Origin of the sequence: Pseudomonas sp. B3G-3 (assembly GCF_028640915.1) — a bacterium.
In the GTDB taxonomy this organism is placed as follows: domain Bacteria; phylum Pseudomonadota; class Gammaproteobacteria; order Pseudomonadales; family Pseudomonadaceae; genus Aquipseudomonas; species Aquipseudomonas chlororaphis_I.
The window spans coordinates 1-15560 of record NZ_JAQZAB010000060.1; the positions used below are offsets into that span (position 1 = coordinate 1).

The following is a 15560-nucleotide window of genomic DNA, read 5'->3' on the forward strand; positions in this document are numbered from 1 at the left end:
CGGCGCCTGGATCGCGGGCAAGCCTCGCTCCTACAGAAACAGCGCATGCCGGCAGAGGTACTCAGCCGCGCTTTTGTAGGAGCGAAGCTTGCTCGCGATGAATGCTGACGCGGTATTTCAGACACCCCGCGGCGCCTGGATCGCGGGCAAGCCTCGCTCCTACAGAAACAGCGCATGCCGGCAGAGGTATTCCGCCGCGCTTTTGTAGGAGCGAAGCTTGCTCGCGATGACGACCTGGAGCACGCCCCGCAAGCCCGGCGATAAGGCCTTGGCGGGCCTCAGAACTGGTAGCTGAGGGCGGTCTGGACCTGGCCCTGATTCACTTCGCCGCGCTCGCGCACCAGGGTGCTGTCGGCCGCCGAACCCGTCAGGTGAATCCAGCTGGCGCTGGTCATCCACGACCAGTTGCCGCCCAGGGGCACCTGCAGGTTCTGGGTCAGGGTCAGGTTCTGCAAACCGCCGCCGGCGCTGTAGCGGCCGATGCCCGTGGCCTGGGCCTCGGCGTCGCTGATGCCAAAGAAGGTCTGGGTCTGCCGGGCGTCGGCGAAATGCGCGGTGAGGTTGTTGCTGCCAATGATCCCCAAGCCCAGGGGATAACCGATTTCACCGCCGACCTTGCCCAGCAGGCCACCCTGGCCCTCGCCCGCAGCCACCGCGCTGCCGAGGGAGGCGAACAGGCGCCAGAAGTCGTCCGGCGCGTACTGGATGTAGCCGCCGACATCGGCCATGTTCGGCACGTCCCGCAGGCCGCGCAGCGAGCCGTTGGCGTTACGTCCCGGCAAATAGTTGATATAGGGCCCGGCGCTGAAACCATTGCCCTTGAAGGCATCCCAGGTCAGGCCGTCGTCGGTGTCGAGGCTGACATCGCCCCACTCCAGATCGACATAGGGCAAGGGCACGGTGTCATGCCGGCTGCCGCTGGGGTCATGGGGTTGGTAGCCGATGCCCAGGCCCAGCGAACCGCCCAATCCATCCTGGCCCCCCTCCTCGGCGAAAGCCCCGCAGGCAGCCCCTAGCGACAGCAGGACGGCAAGCAGGGCGGAGCGTGTGAAGCTGAACATGGCGCGGGTTTCCTGGAGTGAAGATGCGCGCATCAATCACCACCCCGCCCCCTCCCTGCAAGCACTGATGTTGTTTGTAGCGAGCTACAAAATTTGTAGCTCCAGCCACCCCACCAAACGCCTTTTCCCCGTGCAGAGCCCGGCCCGCCTGGGCCGAAGGCAGTTGGCACAGTCCCTGCTCCAGTGCCTGGCATGCGCAAAGTGCGCTCCTCTCCAACAGGTAACTGCAGATGATGCACTGGCATATCGTGTGTGACTTCGACGGGACCATCACCCGCACCGACGTGATCGACAACGTCCTCCAACGCTTCGCCGACCCGAGCTGGGAAGACATCGAGCAACAATGGCTGGACGGCCATATCGGCTCCCGGGAATGCCTCAGCCGCCAACTGGCGCTGGTCAAGGCCTCGCCCGCCGAACTGCTGGCCTGTTTCGACAGCGTCGAGATCGATCCAGATTTCCCCGACTTCGTCGATCACGTGATCGGCCTGGGCGCTTCCCTGGAAGTGGTCAGCGACGGCATCGAGCAAGGCATCGCGCGGATCCTCGCGCGCCACTACGTGAGCCTGCTGCCGATCCTCGCCAACCGCCTGCGCCAGGTCGACCAGAACAGCTGGCGCATCGACTTCCCGCACGCCAGCGACGCCTGCCGCGCCGCATCCGGCAACTGCAAATGCAAATCCACGCCCAAGGGCAAGCGGGTGCTGGTGATCGGCGACGGCCAGTCCGACATGTGCGTGGCCGCCAGCGCCGACTTCGTGTTCGCCAAGGGCCGCCTGGCCGAGTACTGCCAACGCAACGCCATCCCCCACGCGACCTTCGATTCCTTCGCCGAACTGCCGGCACTGCTGGCCCTGTTGCCCAACGAAGCGGCCAATGCCGGCGCCTTCGCCCTCGACAACACCACCGAACATTGCGTCCCCACTCAGGAACTCTTCCACCATGTCTGACATTCGTATCGCAACCGCAGAAGACCAGGTGCTTCTGGAAAAAGAAGCCAAGTACTGCTCCTACGGCGACACCGTCCACTACATCGAGCCGCCACGGATTTTCAGCCGCTGCGAAGGCTCCTACGTCTGGGACACCAGCGACCAGGCCTACCTCGACCTGCAGATGTGGTACTCGGCGGTGAACTTCGGTTATGCCAACCCGCGCCTGAACAATGCCCTCAAGCAACAGATCGACACCCTGCCGCAGATCGCCAGCCAGTACCTGCACAAGGGCAAGATCGAGCTCTCGGAAATGATCGCGGTGGACGCCAAGAAGAAATTCGGCCTCGACGGCCGCGTGCACTTCAACGTCGGCGGCTCGCAGTCCATCGAGGACTCGCTGAAAGTCGTGCGCAACGCCACCAATGGCAAGAGCCTGATGTTCGCCTTCGAAGGCGGCTACCACGGCCGTACCCTCGGCGCTTCGTCGATCACCTCCAGCTACCGCTACCGTCGCCGCTACGGCCACTTCGGCGAGCGCGCCAACTTCATTCCCTTCCCCTACCACTTCCGCGGCCCCAAGGGCATGACCAAGGAAGAGTACGGCAGCCACTGTGTGCAGCAGTTCGCCCGGTTGTTCGAGACTGAATACAACGGCGTGTGGGACCCGAAAGTCGGCCAGAGCGAATACGCCGCCTTCTACGTCGAGCCGATCCAGGGCACCGGTGGCTACGTGATTCCGCCGATGAACTTCTACAGCGAGCTCAAGCACGTGCTCGACCAGCACGGCATCCTGATGGTGGTCGACGAGATCCAGATGGGCTTCTACCGCACCGGCAAGCTGTGGTCGATCGAGCACTTCGACGTCAAGCCGGACGTGATCGTCTTCGGCAAGGCCCTGACCAACGGCCTCAACCCCCTGGGCGGCATCTGGGCCCGCGAAGAGCTGATCAACCCCAAGGTGTTCCCGCCGGGTTCGACCCACTCCACCTTCGCCTCCAACCCGCTGGGCACCGCGGTGGGCCTGGAAATGTTCAAGATGACCAGCGAGATCGACTACGGCGCGATGGTCATGGAGAAGGGCAAGTACTTCCTGGCCGGCCTGCAGGACCTGCAAAAGCGCTACCCGATCATCGGCGACGTCGACGGCCTGGGCCTGGCGCTGCGCTGCGAGATCTGCACCACCGACGGTTTCACCCCGGACAAGGCGACCCTGGACTACATGGTCGAGGAAGGCATGAAGGGCGACATCGAGATCAATGGCCAGCGCCTGGGGCTGATTCTCGATGTCGGCGGCTACTACAAGAACGTCATCACCCTGGCCCCCTCGCTGGAAATCAGCTACGCGGAGATCGACCTCGGCATCGCCCTGCTCGACCGTCTGCTGGACCGGGCCATGAAACGATGACAGCACAGATCGATCCGGGCGCCGGCATCGACCTGGGCCAGGGCGACGCCGGCTTCATCCTCGGCAATGGCGAGGTCGCGGTGTTGTTGATCCACGGCCTCACCGGCACCCCGACGGAACTGCGTCGGGTGGCCGTCGGCCTGGCCCAGGCCGGGTGCACGGTGTACGTGCCGACCCTGGCCGGGCATTGCGGCAACAACGCCGACCTGCAAGCCACCGGCTGGCAGGACTGGTACGAGGGCGTGCGCCGGACCTTCGTCGGCATCCGCCAGCGCCACCGGCAGGTGTTCGTCGGCGGCCTGTCGATGGGCGCCGTCATGTCCATGTACCTGGCCTCGGAACACCCGGGGCAGGTCAGCGGCCTGCTGATGTATTCGACCACCCTCAAGTACGACGGCTGGAGCATCAACAAGCTGGCGTTCCTCACCCCGCTGCTGATGAAGATTCCGTTCGGCGTGCACATCTGCAGCTTCGAGGAGAAGCCGCCGTACGGCATCAAGAACAAGCGCCTGCGGGCGGTGGTCGAGCGGCAGATGAAGGCCGGCGAAAGCAGCAGCGCCGGCCTGCTGACCATGGAAGGGGTGACTGTGCGCGAGCTGCACCGGATGAACGCGGTGGTGAAAAAACGCATGCCGTCGATCACCACCCCGGCGCTGGTGCTGCACTCCATCGAGGACGACATCACCAGCCGCTGGAACGCCGACTATGTCGAGCGCAAGCTCGGCGGCCCGGTGGTCAAGGTGCTGCTCGACAACTGCTACCACATGATCACCGTCGACCTGCAGTACCGCCGGGTGGTGGAGTTGAGCGCGGACTTCATCGAACGCCAGGCGGGCCCGCGGCCCGCGGTGTACGACGACCAGCGCCAGTTCGCCTGATTCAAGGACCGCACGTGATCACCAGCCAAGTCTTTTCGAGCATCCAGGCCATCGACCGCAGCGCCTGGAACGATTGTTTTCCCGGTGCCCTGGAGAATTGGGACTATTACCTGGCAGTACAGGACGCCGGCATCGAGGACTTCACCTGGCGCTACCTGGCGGTGTTCGAAGACGAGAAGCTGGTGGCCGCCGCCCCGGCCTTCATCACCCGTTATCGCCTGGACACCACCGTCTCGGGCCCGGCCAAGCGCCTGAGCGAACGCCTGCAACGCTGGTGGCCGGGGCTGCTGCAACTGCCGCTGTACGCCATCGGTTCGCCGGTGGCCGAACAGTGCCACGCCGGCACCGCCAGCCATATCCCCGCGGTGCGCCGCCAGGCCCTGCTCGGGCAACTGCTGCACCTGGCCCGGCGCGACGCCGACGCCCAGGGCATCGGCCTGCTGGCGGTCAAGGATGCCGCCAGCCAGGACCGGCAATGGGCCGCCAGCTGCCAGGCATTCGGCCTGCAAGCCATGCCCAGCCTGCCCAGCGCCCTGCTGCCGGTGCCCTTCGGCTCGCAGGATGCCTACCTCGGCACCCTGGGCAAATCCACGCGCAAGGACCTGCGCCGCAAGTTGCGTGCGCCCGGGCCGCGGATCGAATGGCGACGCAACATCGACGACGTCCTGCCCCAGGTCATACGCCTGTATGAAGCCACCCTGCGGCGCAGCGACCTGCAATTCGAACGCTTACCCGCGCCCTACTTCACCGGTATCCTCCAGCACTTGGGAGAGCGTGCCGCCTGCGTGCTGTACTGGGTCGACCAACAACTGGTGGCCTTCAACCTGGTGCTGCTGGACGAGCACCGGTTGATCGACAAATTCTTCGCCCACGACCTGGAGATCAGCCGTGAGCACAACCTGTATTTGCGCAGTTGGATGGCCAATGTCGACTACTGTATCCAGCACCGGATCGCGCTCTACGAATGCGGCCAGGCCGGTTATGCCAGCAAGCTGCGCCTGGGTTGCAGCTTCAGCGGCAACAGCCTGTTCTTCCAGCATCGCAACCCGCTGCTCGACACCCTGCTCAAAGGGCTGAAATATGTTCTCCGGCCGGATCGCACCGACCCCGCCATGGCCGCTGCATTAAGCGAAAGTTCATGACCAGAAAAGACCGCCGCACCCCTCGCCCTTTCGCCATCTCCCGCTGGAGCCTGCAGCGCAAGCTGGTGCTGGCGTTCTGGATGGTCAGCGTGATCCCCACCATGATCGCCGCCGAGCTGGCGGCCACCACCCTGTCGCAGATCTTCGACAGCAACGTGCGCATCTGGCTGCAGGAGTCGACCAAGATCGTCGAGGACGAAATCACCGAGACCCTGCACGACAACGCGCGCATCGCCCAGCTGTTCCTGCGTTATGCCAAGCCGCCCACCGACCGCAACGCGGCCAAGCACGACAAGCTCACCGCCGACATCGCCGACTCCATGGGCATCGATGTGGTGGCGCTGATCCGCAAGCGCGACCACCAGGTGGTGTTCAGCACCGCGGCCGACGATATCGTCGGGCAGATCAGCCTGGCCCATAACGCCGTGCTGCAGACCCTGCAGGTCGGCGGCGTGGCCACCGGCGCGGTGGTCTCGACCTTCCAGACCACCCTCGACGGCATCGACTACCAGCTGCTGATCGCCACCTACCTGGACGCCAGCTTCCTCACCAGCGTGGCCGACGTGCATTCCCTCGACCTGCGCCTGTACCTGGCCAAGGCCAACGACTTCGCCGAGATCTTCGCCACCCAGCGTTTCGAGGACCACCCGACCCAGGTGCCGGAAAAGATCGAGAACATCCTGCGCGACACTCGCCAGCCCACGGAGCAGTTCACCAGCCGCTACAGCGGGCTGTACCGGCCGATCTTCAACGACAGCGGCGAGCTGGTGGGGGTGATTTTCAGCGGCCTGCTGCGCCACAGCAGCCTGGTGGGGCTGGTCAACCAGAGCAACCTGTTCATCCTGATCTTCCTGCTCAGTTCGGCGGCGTCGCTGGCCGTCGGCTGGCTGGTGTCGAAACGCCTGACCATGCCCCTGCGTGGCTTGTCCAAGGGGGTCCAGGCGGTGATCGCCGGTGACTACCGGCAACGGGTGCCGGTGATTGGCGGCGACGAGCTGGCGGAGCTGAGCAGCACCTTCAACCACATGAGCGAACGCCTGGGCGAACTGCAGCACCTGGAAGCCCAGTTGCGCCGTCGCGACCGCCTGCACGCCCTGGGCGAAGTGGCCATGGGCCTGGCCCACGAGATCCGCAACCCCCTGGGCATCATCAAGACCGCCACCCAACTGCTGCACCGCCGTGCGGATCTGCCCGAAGGCGACAAGCGTCACCTGGAATACGTGATCAGCGAAGTCAGCCGGATCAACGACCTGATCACCGACTTCCTCGACTTCGCCAAGCCCAGCGCGCCGATCCGCTCGACCCTGCTGGCGCGGCCGCTGGTGGAGGAGCTGATCGGCTTCTGCGAGCCGGAACTGGCCAGCCACAAGATCGACGCGCAGATCGACGACCAGGCGCCGGGCGCGACCCTCTACGCCGACGCGCGCCAGCTCAAACAGGCCTGCCTGAACCTGATCCTCAACGCCATCGACGCCATGCCCGCGGGCGGGCGCCTGACCCTGGGCATCGCCCAGGACGCCGAACACACCATCCTGCGGGTCACCGACACCGGCCAGGGCATCGAGCCGGACATGCTCGAACGCATCTTCACCCCCTTCGTCACCACCAAGGCCTCGGGCACCGGGCTGGGCCTGGCCAAGGTGTTCTCGATCATGGAAAACCATGACGGGCACATCGAATGCAGCAGCGAAATAGATGCCGGCGCCACCTTCAGCCTGTACATTCCGGCCAAGGGTGAGGATGACGAAGAGGATGATGAAAATGAGCAAAAGGCCCAGCCATGACGCATAACCTGCTGGTGGTCGACGACGAGCCCAAACTCTGCGACCTGCTGTCCTCGGCGCTGAGCCAGGACGGTATCCAGGTGTTCACCGCCGGCAATGGCCTGCACGCGCTCAAGGTGCTGGAACAGGAAGAGATCGACCTGGTGATCAGCGACTGGCGCATGCCCGGCATGGACGGCCCGCAGCTGCTGGCCGAGGTCAAGCAGCGCTACCCGCAGATCCCGGTGATCGTCATGACCGCCTACAGCACGGTGAAAAACGCCGTGCAGTCGATGCGCAACGGCGCCTACGACTACATTGCCAAGCCCTTCGACATCGACGAACTGGACATCACCGTCAGCAAGGCCCTGCAGTTTCGCGACATCCTCAAGGACAACCAGCGCATGCGCGCCGAGCTCGACGAGCACCGGCAGATCGACAGCCTGGTGGGCGACAGCCCGACCTTCCGCCGGGTCCTGCAAGCGGTGGACTCGGTGCGCGAAAGCAACGCCACCATCCTGCTGACCGGCGAAAGCGGCACCGGCAAGGAGATGGTCGCCCGGGCCATCCACCAGCACGGCAACCGAGCCAACAAACCCTTTGTCGCGGTCAACTGCGCGGCGATCCCCGAAGGCCTGCTGGAAAGCGAAATGTTCGGCCATCGCAAGGGCGCCTTCACCGGCGCCGTGGCGGACCGGGTCGGGCGCTTTCAGCAGGCGGACAAGGGCACGCTGTTTCTCGATGAGGTCGGCGACATGCCGCTGGCCCTGCAGGCGAAGATCCTGCGCGCCTTGCAGGAACGGGTGATCGAACCGGTGGGCGACCCGCGCGAGCGCAAGGTCGATGTGCGGGTGATTGCCGCCACCAACAAGAACCTGCTGGAGGCGGTGGCCAACAAGGAGTTTCGCGAAGACCTGTATTACCGCCTCAATGTCTTCCCGATCCCGCTGCCCGCCCTGCGCGAGCGGGTCGAGGACATCGCACCCCTGGCCCGGCACTTCGCCCACACCCTGGGCGCCACCGCCGGCAAACGCATCACCGGTTTCAGCCCGCAGGCCTTGCAGGCCATGGCCAACTACGCCTGGCCGGGGAATATCCGCGAACTGCAGAACTGCGTCGAACGCGCGACCATCGTCGCCGCGGGCGCGGTGATCGAGGAAAGCGACCTGCCGGGTTATCTGTTCAGCTCACCGCCGCTGAACGCCGGAGCCAGCGCCCTGCCCGGCGACAGCCTCAGCGTGCCCAGCGACCTGGACGCGGCCCTGGCCGAAGTGGAGAAGGCCTACATCCTCGCCGCCCTGCAACAGAGCAACGGCGTGCAGGCCGCCGCCGCGCAGTTGATCGGCATTTCCGAACGCAGCTTCTGGTACCGCCTGAAAAAACTCGGGATCCAGGTCGACAAGATCGTCCGCTGATACCCCCCCGTCACCTAGAACCAAGGCCACCACGGACCTGTAGGAGCGAGGCTTGCCCGCGATAGCGGTACCTCAGACACACCACATTGCCCCAATCGCCGGCAAGCCTGGCTCCTACAGAAGCCAAGGCCACCACGGACTTGTAGGAGCGAGGCTTGCCCGCGATAGCGGTGCATCAGACACACCGCATTGCCCCAATCGCCGGCAAGCCTGGCTCCTACAGAAGCCAAGGCCACCACGGACTTGTAGGAGCGAGGCTTGCCCGCGATAGCGGTGCATCAGACACACCGCATTGCCCCAATCGCCGGCAAGCCTGGCTCCTACGCAAGCCTAGGTCAGAGCAGGTTCGGCGCGGGCAGCGGATCGATCTGCGCCCAGTGCGAGGTGTCTTCGCGATGGCTTTGCAGGTAGGGCAGCACCGCCGCCAGCAACGGCGCCTTGAAGGCTTCCTGGAAACGATGGGCCAGGCCCGGGATCAGCTTCAGCTGGCTGCCCTGGATATGCGCGGCCAGGTGTACGCCGTGCATCACCGGCAGCAGTGGATCGGCGGTGCCATGCACCACCAGGGTCGGCACCCGCAGCTGGTTGAGCAGGGCCACCCGGCTCGGTTCGGCGAGGATCGCCATGATCTGGCGCTTCACCCCTTCCGGGTTGAAGGCACGGTCATAGGCTTCCGCCGCCTGGTGCAGCAGCGCCTGCCGATCGTCGGTGACCTGCGGGCTGCCAAGGGCGGCCAACAGGTCGGCCTGCTGCTCCAGCGCCACCTCACGGTTCGGCGCGCCGCGCCGCGACAACAGTTGCACCAGCGCCGCGTTGGGCGCCGGCAGGCCTTCGGCGCCGGAGCTGGTCATGATCAGGGTCAGGCTCTCGACCCGTTGCGGCGCCATGGCCGCCAGGTGCTGGGCGATCATCCCGCCCATGCTCGCGCCCAGGACATGGAACTGCTCGACCTGCAGGGCATTCATCAGGCCCAGGGCGTCGTCGGCCATGTCGGTCAGGCTATAGGGCGCGGCCACCGGCAGGCCGAGCTTGTAGCGCAGCACCTCGAACGTCAGGTTGGCGTTGGCCGGCGCCTGGCGCCAGGTGGACAGGCCGACGTCGCGGTTGTCGTAACGGATCACCCGGAACCCCTGCTGGCACAGGGCAACGACCACTTCGTCCGGCCAGTGGATCAACTGCCCGCCCAGGCCCATCACCAGCAGCAGCGCCGGATCGGAGGCACGGCCGATGCTCTGGTAGGCCAGGCTCACCTGCTCCAGTTCGACCCTTTGGGTCGGTACGTTGACATCACAGCGAGACGCCGCCTGAGACGGCAGGCCGAGCAGCAGCGCGGCCAGGAAAACAGTCGTTGAAAAAAATCTTGCCCACATGAAGAAACACCGAAACGCAGAAGCCCAGTAGAGCGCGAGTCTGATGAACTTTGATCGAGCGCGCTGCCACAGTTACGTGACAGTTTGATGAAGATTGCCCAGCGGTCATAAAACCCTGTAGCCGCTGCCGCAGGCTGCGATCGGCCCGAAGGGACGCAGCGATCTTGAACCCGCTGAAGGCCTTCGGCCTTATCGCAGCCTGCGGCAGCGGCTACAAAAGCCCGCAGCATCGTGCCCCGGCCCACTGTAGGAGCGAAGCTTGCTCGCGATGGTCGTGAACGATGACGCGGTGTTCCTGAAGCAGCGCGGCGCCTGTCGGCTCATCGCGCGCAAGCTGCGCTCCTACAGGGATTGGCGTTGGCCGGGATCAGGCCTGCTGGTTACGCAACTGACGGGCGGCGGCGACCATGTTGACCAGGGCGGCTTCGGTTTCCGGCCAGGCGCGGGTCTTCAGGCCGCAGTCGGGGTTGACCCACAAACGTTCGGCGGGGATGCGCCGGGCCGCCTTGCTCATCAGTTTGACCATCTCGGCGGTGTCCGGCACCCGCGGCGAGTGGATGTCATACACCCCCGGGCCGATGTCGTTCGGGTAGTCGAAGGCCTCGAACGCCTCCAGCAGCTCCATGTCCGAACGCGACGTCTCGATGGTGATCACGTCGGCATCCATCGCCGCGATGGCCTGGATCACATCGTTGAACTCGCTGTAGCACATGTGGGTGTGGATCTGGGTGTCGTCGCGCACCCCAGAGGCGGTCAGGCGGAAGGCTTCCACCGCCCAGTCCAGGTACGGCTGCCAGTCCGCCCGGCGCAGCGGCAGGCCCTCGCGGAATGCCGCTTCGTCGATCTGCACGATCTTGATCCCGGCCTTCTCCAGGTCCACCACCTCATCGCGCAGGGCCAGCGCCAGTTGCCGGGCCTGCACCTCGCGGGACACGTCCTCGCGGGGGAAGGACCACATCAGCATGGTCACCGGTCCGGTGAGCATGCCCTTCATCACCTTGTCGGTCAGGCTCTGGGCGTAGCTGATCCAGTCCACCGTCATGGCCTGCGGGCGGCTCAGGTCGCCGTAGATCACCGCCGGTTTCACGCAGCGCGAACCGTAGCTCTGGACCCAGCCGAAACGGGTGAACAGGTAGCCGTCCAGTTGCTCGGCGAAGTACTCGACCATGTCGTTGCGCTCGGCCTCGCCATGCACCAGCACGTCCAGCCCCAGGCGCTCCTGGACCTGCACCGCATGGCGGATTTCGCAGCGCATGGCGTCGGTGTAATCGTTGTTCGACAGCTTGCCCTGCTTGAATGCCTGGCGCGCCAGGCGGATCGACGCGGTCTGCGGGAACGAACCGATGGTGGTGGTCGGGAACACCGGCAGCTTCAAACGGGCGTGCTGCTGGGCAATGCGTTGGGCAAAGGGCGAGTGACGCTGGCTGTCGGCGGCGCTGACCGCCTTGAGCCGCGCCTGGACCTCGGCCTTGTGAATGCGCGGCGATTGCGCGCGGCTGGCCTGCACCTGGCGGCTTGCGGCCAGGGCCGCCTGCACCGCCGGGGCCTGGGGATCGTTCAGGGCGTCACGCAGCACCGAGATTTCGCCGCATTTCTGCACGGCGAAGGCCAGCCAGCTTTTCAGCTCGGCATCCAGCTGGTCTTCCCGGGCCAGGTCCACCGGGCTGTGCAGCAGCGAGCAGGAACTGCTGACCCACAGGTTGTCGCCAAAACGCTCCTGCGCCGCTTGCAGCTGCTGCAGCGCCTGCTCCAGCTCGCAACGCCAGACGTTGCGGCCGTTGACCAGGCCCACGGAAAGAATCTTGTAGGTCGGCAGGCGATCGAGCACCTGGGTCAGTTGTTCCGGTGCCCGCACGGCGTCGATGTGCAGGCCGTCCACCGGCAGGCCGACGGCCAGCCCGAGGTTGTCCTGCAGGCCGCTGAAATAGGTGGCCACCAGCTTTTTCAGCGGCGAGTACTGGAGGATGTGGTAGGCCCGCTCGAAGGCGCCCTTCCATGCCTGCGGCAGGTCGAGGGTCAGGATCGGTTCGTCGATCTGCACCCACTCCACGCCCTGGGCCTTGAGGCGGTTGAGGATTTCACCGTAGACCGGCAGCAGGCGCTCCAGCAGCTCGAGCTTGTCGAAGTCGTTGCCCTTGGCCTTGCCCAGCCACAGGTAGGTCAGCGGACCGATGATCACCGGCTTGACCCGATGACCCAGGGCGTGGGCTTCGTCGACCTCGTCGAACAGCTGCTCCCAGCTCAGCTTGAACGACTGGTCGGCGCTGAATTCCGGGACCAGGTAGTGATAGTTGGTGTCGAACCACTTGGTCAGTTCCTGGGCGTACTGGGTCTTGGCCTGATCGCCGCCACAGCAGCCAGCCGAGGCACCGCGGGCCATGGCGAACAGGGTGTCGAGGGTCGGCCGGCCCTGGGCGTCCTTGCTGCTGTCGAAGCGCTCGGGAACCACGCCGAAGGCCAGCGAGTGAGTCAGCACCTGGTCGTACCAGGCGAAGTCGCCCACCGGCAGCAGGTCGATGCCGGCGTCCTTTTGCAGCTGCCAGTGCCTGGCCCGCAGTTGGCGTCCGACGTCTTGCAGCGCCTGCCGGTCGAGGTCGCCCTTCCAGTAGGCTTCGAGGGCTTTTTTCAGTTCGCGGTCGGCGCCGATGCGCGGAAAACCAAGGGTGTGGGCCAAGGCCATGGGTGGGTTCCTCCCGGTAAAAGATGGCGCTATTGTCGACAGCCAAGCCAACATGAGACAAACTCAACCTTTTCGTGTTGATCACAAAATTTACTCATGGAGACCCTGGTGCTCGAAATCCGTCACCTGAAGACCCTGCACGCCCTGCGCGAAGCCGACAGCCTGGTCGAAGCCGCCGAACGCCTGCACCTGACCCAGTCCGCCCTGTCCCACCAGTTCAAGGAACTGGAAGAGCGCATGGGCATGCCGCTGTTCGTGCGCAAGACCAAGCCGGTGCGCTTCACCAGCGCCGGCCTGCGCCTGCTGCAACTGGCGGACGCCACCCTGCCGTTGCTGCGCGCCGCCGAGCGGGACATTTCCCGCCTGGCCGGCGGCACCGCGGGCCGCCTGCACATGGCTATCGAATGCCACAGCTGCTTCCAGTGGCTGATGCCGACCATCGACCAGTTCCGCGATGCCTGGCCGGAAGTCGAGCTGGACCTGGCCTCGGGTTTCTCCTTCGCCCCGCTGCCGGCCCTGGCCCGCGGCGACCTGGACCTGGTGGTGACCTCCGACCCGGTGGAACTGGCGGGCATCACCTACGTGCCGCTGTTCACCTACGAAGCCATGCTGGCAGTGGCCAACCAGCACCGCCTGGCCAGCAAGCCCTACATCGTTCCGGAAGACCTGCTCAGCGAAACCCTGATCACCTACCCGGTGGAGCGCGACCGCCTGGATATCTTCACCCGCTTCCTGGAACCGGCCGACATCGAGCCGGCCCAGGTCCGTACCTCGGAACTGACGGTGATGATGATGCAGCTGGTGGCCAGCGGCCGTGGTGTGTGCGGCATGCCTCACTGGGCGCTGCATGAATACAGCTCACGGGGTTATGTGAAGGCCAAGCGCCTGGGGGAAAAAGGCCTGTTCGCCACGCTGTACGCGGCGATCCGTGCCGACATGCTGGATGCGCCCTATATGCGCGACTTCCTGCTGACCGCCAAGGACACTTCGTTCTCGACCCTGGACGGGGTCAGCGCGGTACGTTGAAAAGCCGCATCAGCCTGGAGGAGTGGGGGAAATTCAGAGAGGGGAGACGACTTCACGCCACAGGTGGAGTTTGTCGAAGTACTCGACGCCCACCCGAACCGCCAGCGGCTCCAGGCCGAACTGGACGAAACCGCAGCGCTGGTACAGCGCCAGGGCTGCGTCGTTGCCAGCGGTGACGGTCAGTTGCACCAGCCGCACCCCGGGGCGTTGGCGTGCCTCCTGCAGCAGCGCCTGGACCAGCCGGTAGCCCAGGCCGCCGTGGCGATAAGGCTGCGCCACATACAGGCCGAACAGCGTGGCCTTGTGTCGGGCTTTCTCCCGGACCTCGAACGCCAGCCCGACGATGCCCACCAGCTCGCCACCCTCGAAGGCCCCCAGCAACAGGTCCAGCGGGCTGCTCAGCCGCGACTCCCACCAACTCAGGGGCATCGCCGCGCGTTCGGCGACGCTGGAGGTAAAAGCCTGCGGATGCCGTTCATAGGCTTCGAGCATCAGCGCGCGGTAGGCGGCGGCGTGACTGGCATCGAGGTGCTGGATGGACATGGTTGGTCGAGGCCCCGGGCTCGCGGGTGAATGAAAGGATCAGGCCGTCTGGCGTTGTTCCAGCAGCAGACGCACCGCCAGCCCGGCCAGCACGAAGCCCATGAAATAACGCTGGGTCGCCAGCCACAGCGGGTTGTGCACGAACCAGGCGGCGATTCCCGAAGCGAACAGCGCGATCAGCAGGTTGACGCTGAAGCTCACACTGATCTGGGTCAGGCCGAGGATGATGCTCTGGGTGAACACCGAACCGTGTTCCGGGCTGATGAACTGGGGAAAGACCGAGAGGTAGAACACCGCGATCTTCGGGTTCAGGGCGCTGGTGAGAAACCCCATCAGGATCAGCTTGCGCGACGAGTCCGGCGGCAGCTGCTGCGCCTCGAACGGCGAACGCGCGCCCGGCTTCAGGGCCTGCCAGGCCAGCCACATCAGGTACAGGGCGCCGACCCACTTGAGCACCTCATAGGCCACCGGCACCGCCATGAAGACCGCGGTCAGGCCGATCGCCGCGGCGAACAGGTGGACGAAGAAACCGGCCACCACGCCGACCAGCGAGGTCACGCCTGCCCGGCGGCCCTGGCAGATCGAACGGGAAATCAGGTAGATCATGTTGGGGCCGGGGGTCAGCACCATCAGCAAGGCTGCGGCGATGAAGATCAACATGTCGTGAAGGGGAATCATGATGGGCAATCCTTTGTCCTTGAAAAATCAGGCCGAGGCCAGTTGCGAGGCGCGATAGAACGGCAAGATCAGGTCGCGTGTCAATGGGGCCAGGGTGAGCTCGTCGCCAGCCTCCGGATCGATCCAGCGGACCTCCTCGATTTCCGCCGCGGGCCGGACCTCGTCGGTGTCCAGTTCGAGACGAAACAATTCGGCCTCGACCACAAAACCCGGCTCGTTGGCCGCCGGTGCGCAAAAACGTCCCAGGTAACGGGCGTCGGCCGGGGCGATACGCAGCCCGAGTTCCTCTTCCAGTTCACGGGCCAGGGCCTGGGCCGGCAACTCGCTCGGCTCGATCTTGCCGCCTGGCTGCATGAAGGCCTGGGTGCCGCGCTTGCGCACCAGCAGGGTACGGCCGTCGGGGCCGATCAGCAGGGCCGCGGCGATACGGATAAGGGGGGGTGTGGTGCTTGAAAGAGTCATGAAAAACCTGGATCGGTTACGCGAGGCGGCAAGGATCCCATGACTGGCGAGTCGTCGTCACGACACAGTCGGCCGCTGTTTTTTCCATACACCCGGCGCCTCGGGCGGCGGGACGAAGCGCTTGCCTCCCAGGCCTTCCATGGACAGCCCGGAATAGAGAGGGGAATAGAAAAGAGGATGCCGCCCGCTCCTACAGCGATGCAGG

Annotated in this window: 13 protein-coding genes; 7 read left to right on the forward strand and 6 right to left on the reverse strand. The window is 65.2% G+C overall.

Features of this window, described 5'->3' with window-relative positions; genetic code table 11:
- Positions 1–278: 278 nt before the first annotated feature.
- Positions 279–1061: a MipA/OmpV family protein gene (locus tag PVZ80_RS02430; protein ID WP_038634816.1), complete on the reverse strand. Its 783-nt coding sequence runs from the start codon at positions 1059–1061 to the stop codon at positions 279–281.
- Between the two features lie 230 nt (positions 1062–1291).
- Between PVZ80_RS02430 and PVZ80_RS02435 the strand changes: the two genes are divergently transcribed.
- The 6 genes from PVZ80_RS02435 to PVZ80_RS02460 are packed head-to-tail and all read left to right on the forward strand — an operon-like array spanning position 1292 to position 8596.
- Positions 1292–2011 (forward strand): MtnX-like HAD-IB family phosphatase, encoded by a 720-nt coding sequence (locus PVZ80_RS02435; RefSeq protein ID WP_009050576.1) that lies wholly within the window; start codon positions 1292–1294, stop codon positions 2009–2011.
- Positions 2004–3398 (forward strand): aspartate aminotransferase family protein, encoded by a 1395-nt coding sequence (locus PVZ80_RS02440; protein ID WP_038576222.1) that lies wholly within the window; start codon positions 2004–2006, stop codon positions 3396–3398. Before PVZ80_RS02435 ends, PVZ80_RS02440 begins: the two co-directional genes overlap by 8 nt.
- Positions 3395–4276 carry an alpha/beta hydrolase gene (locus PVZ80_RS02445; protein ID WP_009050578.1) on the forward strand — a complete coding sequence of 294 codons (882 nt, stop codon included), beginning with the start codon at positions 3395–3397 and terminating at the stop codon, positions 4274–4276. Before PVZ80_RS02440 ends, PVZ80_RS02445 begins: the two co-directional genes overlap by 4 nt.
- Before the next feature lie 14 nt (positions 4277–4290).
- Positions 4291–5418, forward strand: coding sequence for a GNAT family N-acetyltransferase (locus PVZ80_RS02450; protein ID WP_273863391.1), 1128 nt, complete (start codon positions 4291–4293; stop codon positions 5416–5418).
- Complete coding sequence (locus PVZ80_RS02455; protein WP_273863392.1) at positions 5415–7202, forward strand: sensor histidine kinase; 1788 nt, start codon at positions 5415–5417, stop codon at positions 7200–7202. Before PVZ80_RS02450 ends, PVZ80_RS02455 begins: the two co-directional genes overlap by 4 nt.
- Positions 7199–8596, forward strand: coding sequence for a sigma-54-dependent transcriptional regulator (locus PVZ80_RS02460; protein ID WP_009050581.1), 1398 nt, complete (start codon positions 7199–7201; stop codon positions 8594–8596). Before PVZ80_RS02455 ends, PVZ80_RS02460 begins: the two co-directional genes overlap by 4 nt.
- A gap of 335 nt (positions 8597–8931) precedes the next feature.
- Here the strand turns inward: PVZ80_RS02460 and PVZ80_RS02465 are convergent, their stop codons facing one another.
- Positions 8932–9966, reverse strand: a complete 1035-nt coding sequence (locus tag PVZ80_RS02465; protein ID WP_009050582.1) for an alpha/beta fold hydrolase — start codon at positions 9964–9966, stop codon at positions 8932–8934.
- A 367-nt stretch (positions 9967–10333) separates the two neighbouring features.
- Positions 10334–12646: a 5-methyltetrahydropteroyltriglutamate--homocysteine S-methyltransferase gene (metE, locus tag PVZ80_RS02470; protein WP_009050583.1), complete on the reverse strand. Its 2313-nt coding sequence runs from the start codon at positions 12644–12646 to the stop codon at positions 10334–10336.
- 108 nt (positions 12647–12754) lie between these two features.
- On the opposite strand from metE, the gene metR reads away from it, so the two are divergent.
- The gene (metR, locus tag PVZ80_RS02475) at positions 12755–13672 is read left to right on the forward strand and encodes a transcriptional regulator MetR (protein ID WP_009050584.1); all 918 of its coding nucleotides are present in this window, start codon (positions 12755–12757) and stop codon (positions 13670–13672) included.
- Between the two features lie 33 nt (positions 13673–13705).
- Here metR and PVZ80_RS02480 read toward each other — a convergent pair whose 3' ends face one another.
- Genes PVZ80_RS02480 through PVZ80_RS02490 form a run of 3 tightly spaced genes read right to left on the reverse strand, consistent with a single transcriptional unit; the run spans position 13706 to position 15355 of the window.
- Positions 13706–14215, reverse strand: coding sequence for a GNAT family N-acetyltransferase (locus PVZ80_RS02480; protein WP_028683288.1), 510 nt, complete (start codon positions 14213–14215; stop codon positions 13706–13708).
- Positions 14216–14254: 39 nt separating this feature from the next.
- Positions 14255–14893 (reverse strand): LysE family translocator, encoded by a 639-nt coding sequence (locus PVZ80_RS02485; protein WP_009050586.1) that lies wholly within the window; start codon positions 14891–14893, stop codon positions 14255–14257.
- Between the two features lie 27 nt (positions 14894–14920).
- The gene (locus PVZ80_RS02490) at positions 14921–15355 is read right to left on the reverse strand and encodes an NUDIX hydrolase (protein ID WP_273863393.1); all 435 of its coding nucleotides are present in this window, start codon (positions 15353–15355) and stop codon (positions 14921–14923) included.
- Positions 15356–15560: the final 205 nt, after the last annotated feature.

Coding starts and splice junctions, on each gene's coding strand:
- PVZ80_RS02490 (WP_273863393.1), bottom strand. CDS start 15,355: ATGACTCTTTCAAGCACCACACCCCCCCTTATCCGTATCGCCGCGGCC.
- PVZ80_RS02440 (WP_038576222.1), top strand. CDS start 2,004: ATGTCTGACATTCGTATCGCAACCGCAGAAGACCAGGTGCTTCTGGAA.
- PVZ80_RS02480 (WP_028683288.1), bottom strand. CDS start 14,215: ATGTCCATCCAGCACCTCGATGCCAGTCACGCCGCCGCCTACCGCGCG.
- PVZ80_RS02455 (WP_273863392.1), top strand. CDS start 5,415: ATGACCAGAAAAGACCGCCGCACCCCTCGCCCTTTCGCCATCTCCCGC.
- PVZ80_RS02460 (WP_009050581.1), top strand. CDS start 7,199: ATGACGCATAACCTGCTGGTGGTCGACGACGAGCCCAAACTCTGCGAC.
- PVZ80_RS02430 (WP_038634816.1), bottom strand. CDS start 1,061: ATGTTCAGCTTCACACGCTCCGCCCTGCTTGCCGTCCTGCTGTCGCTA.
- PVZ80_RS02435 (WP_009050576.1), top strand. CDS start 1,292: ATGATGCACTGGCATATCGTGTGTGACTTCGACGGGACCATCACCCGC.
- metE (WP_009050583.1), bottom strand. CDS start 12,646: ATGGCCTTGGCCCACACCCTTGGTTTTCCGCGCATCGGCGCCGACCGC.
- PVZ80_RS02465 (WP_009050582.1), bottom strand. CDS start 9,966: ATGTGGGCAAGATTTTTTTCAACGACTGTTTTCCTGGCCGCGCTGCTG.
- PVZ80_RS02445 (WP_009050578.1), top strand. CDS start 3,395: ATGACAGCACAGATCGATCCGGGCGCCGGCATCGACCTGGGCCAGGGC.
- PVZ80_RS02485 (WP_009050586.1), bottom strand. CDS start 14,893: ATGATTCCCCTTCACGACATGTTGATCTTCATCGCCGCAGCCTTGCTG.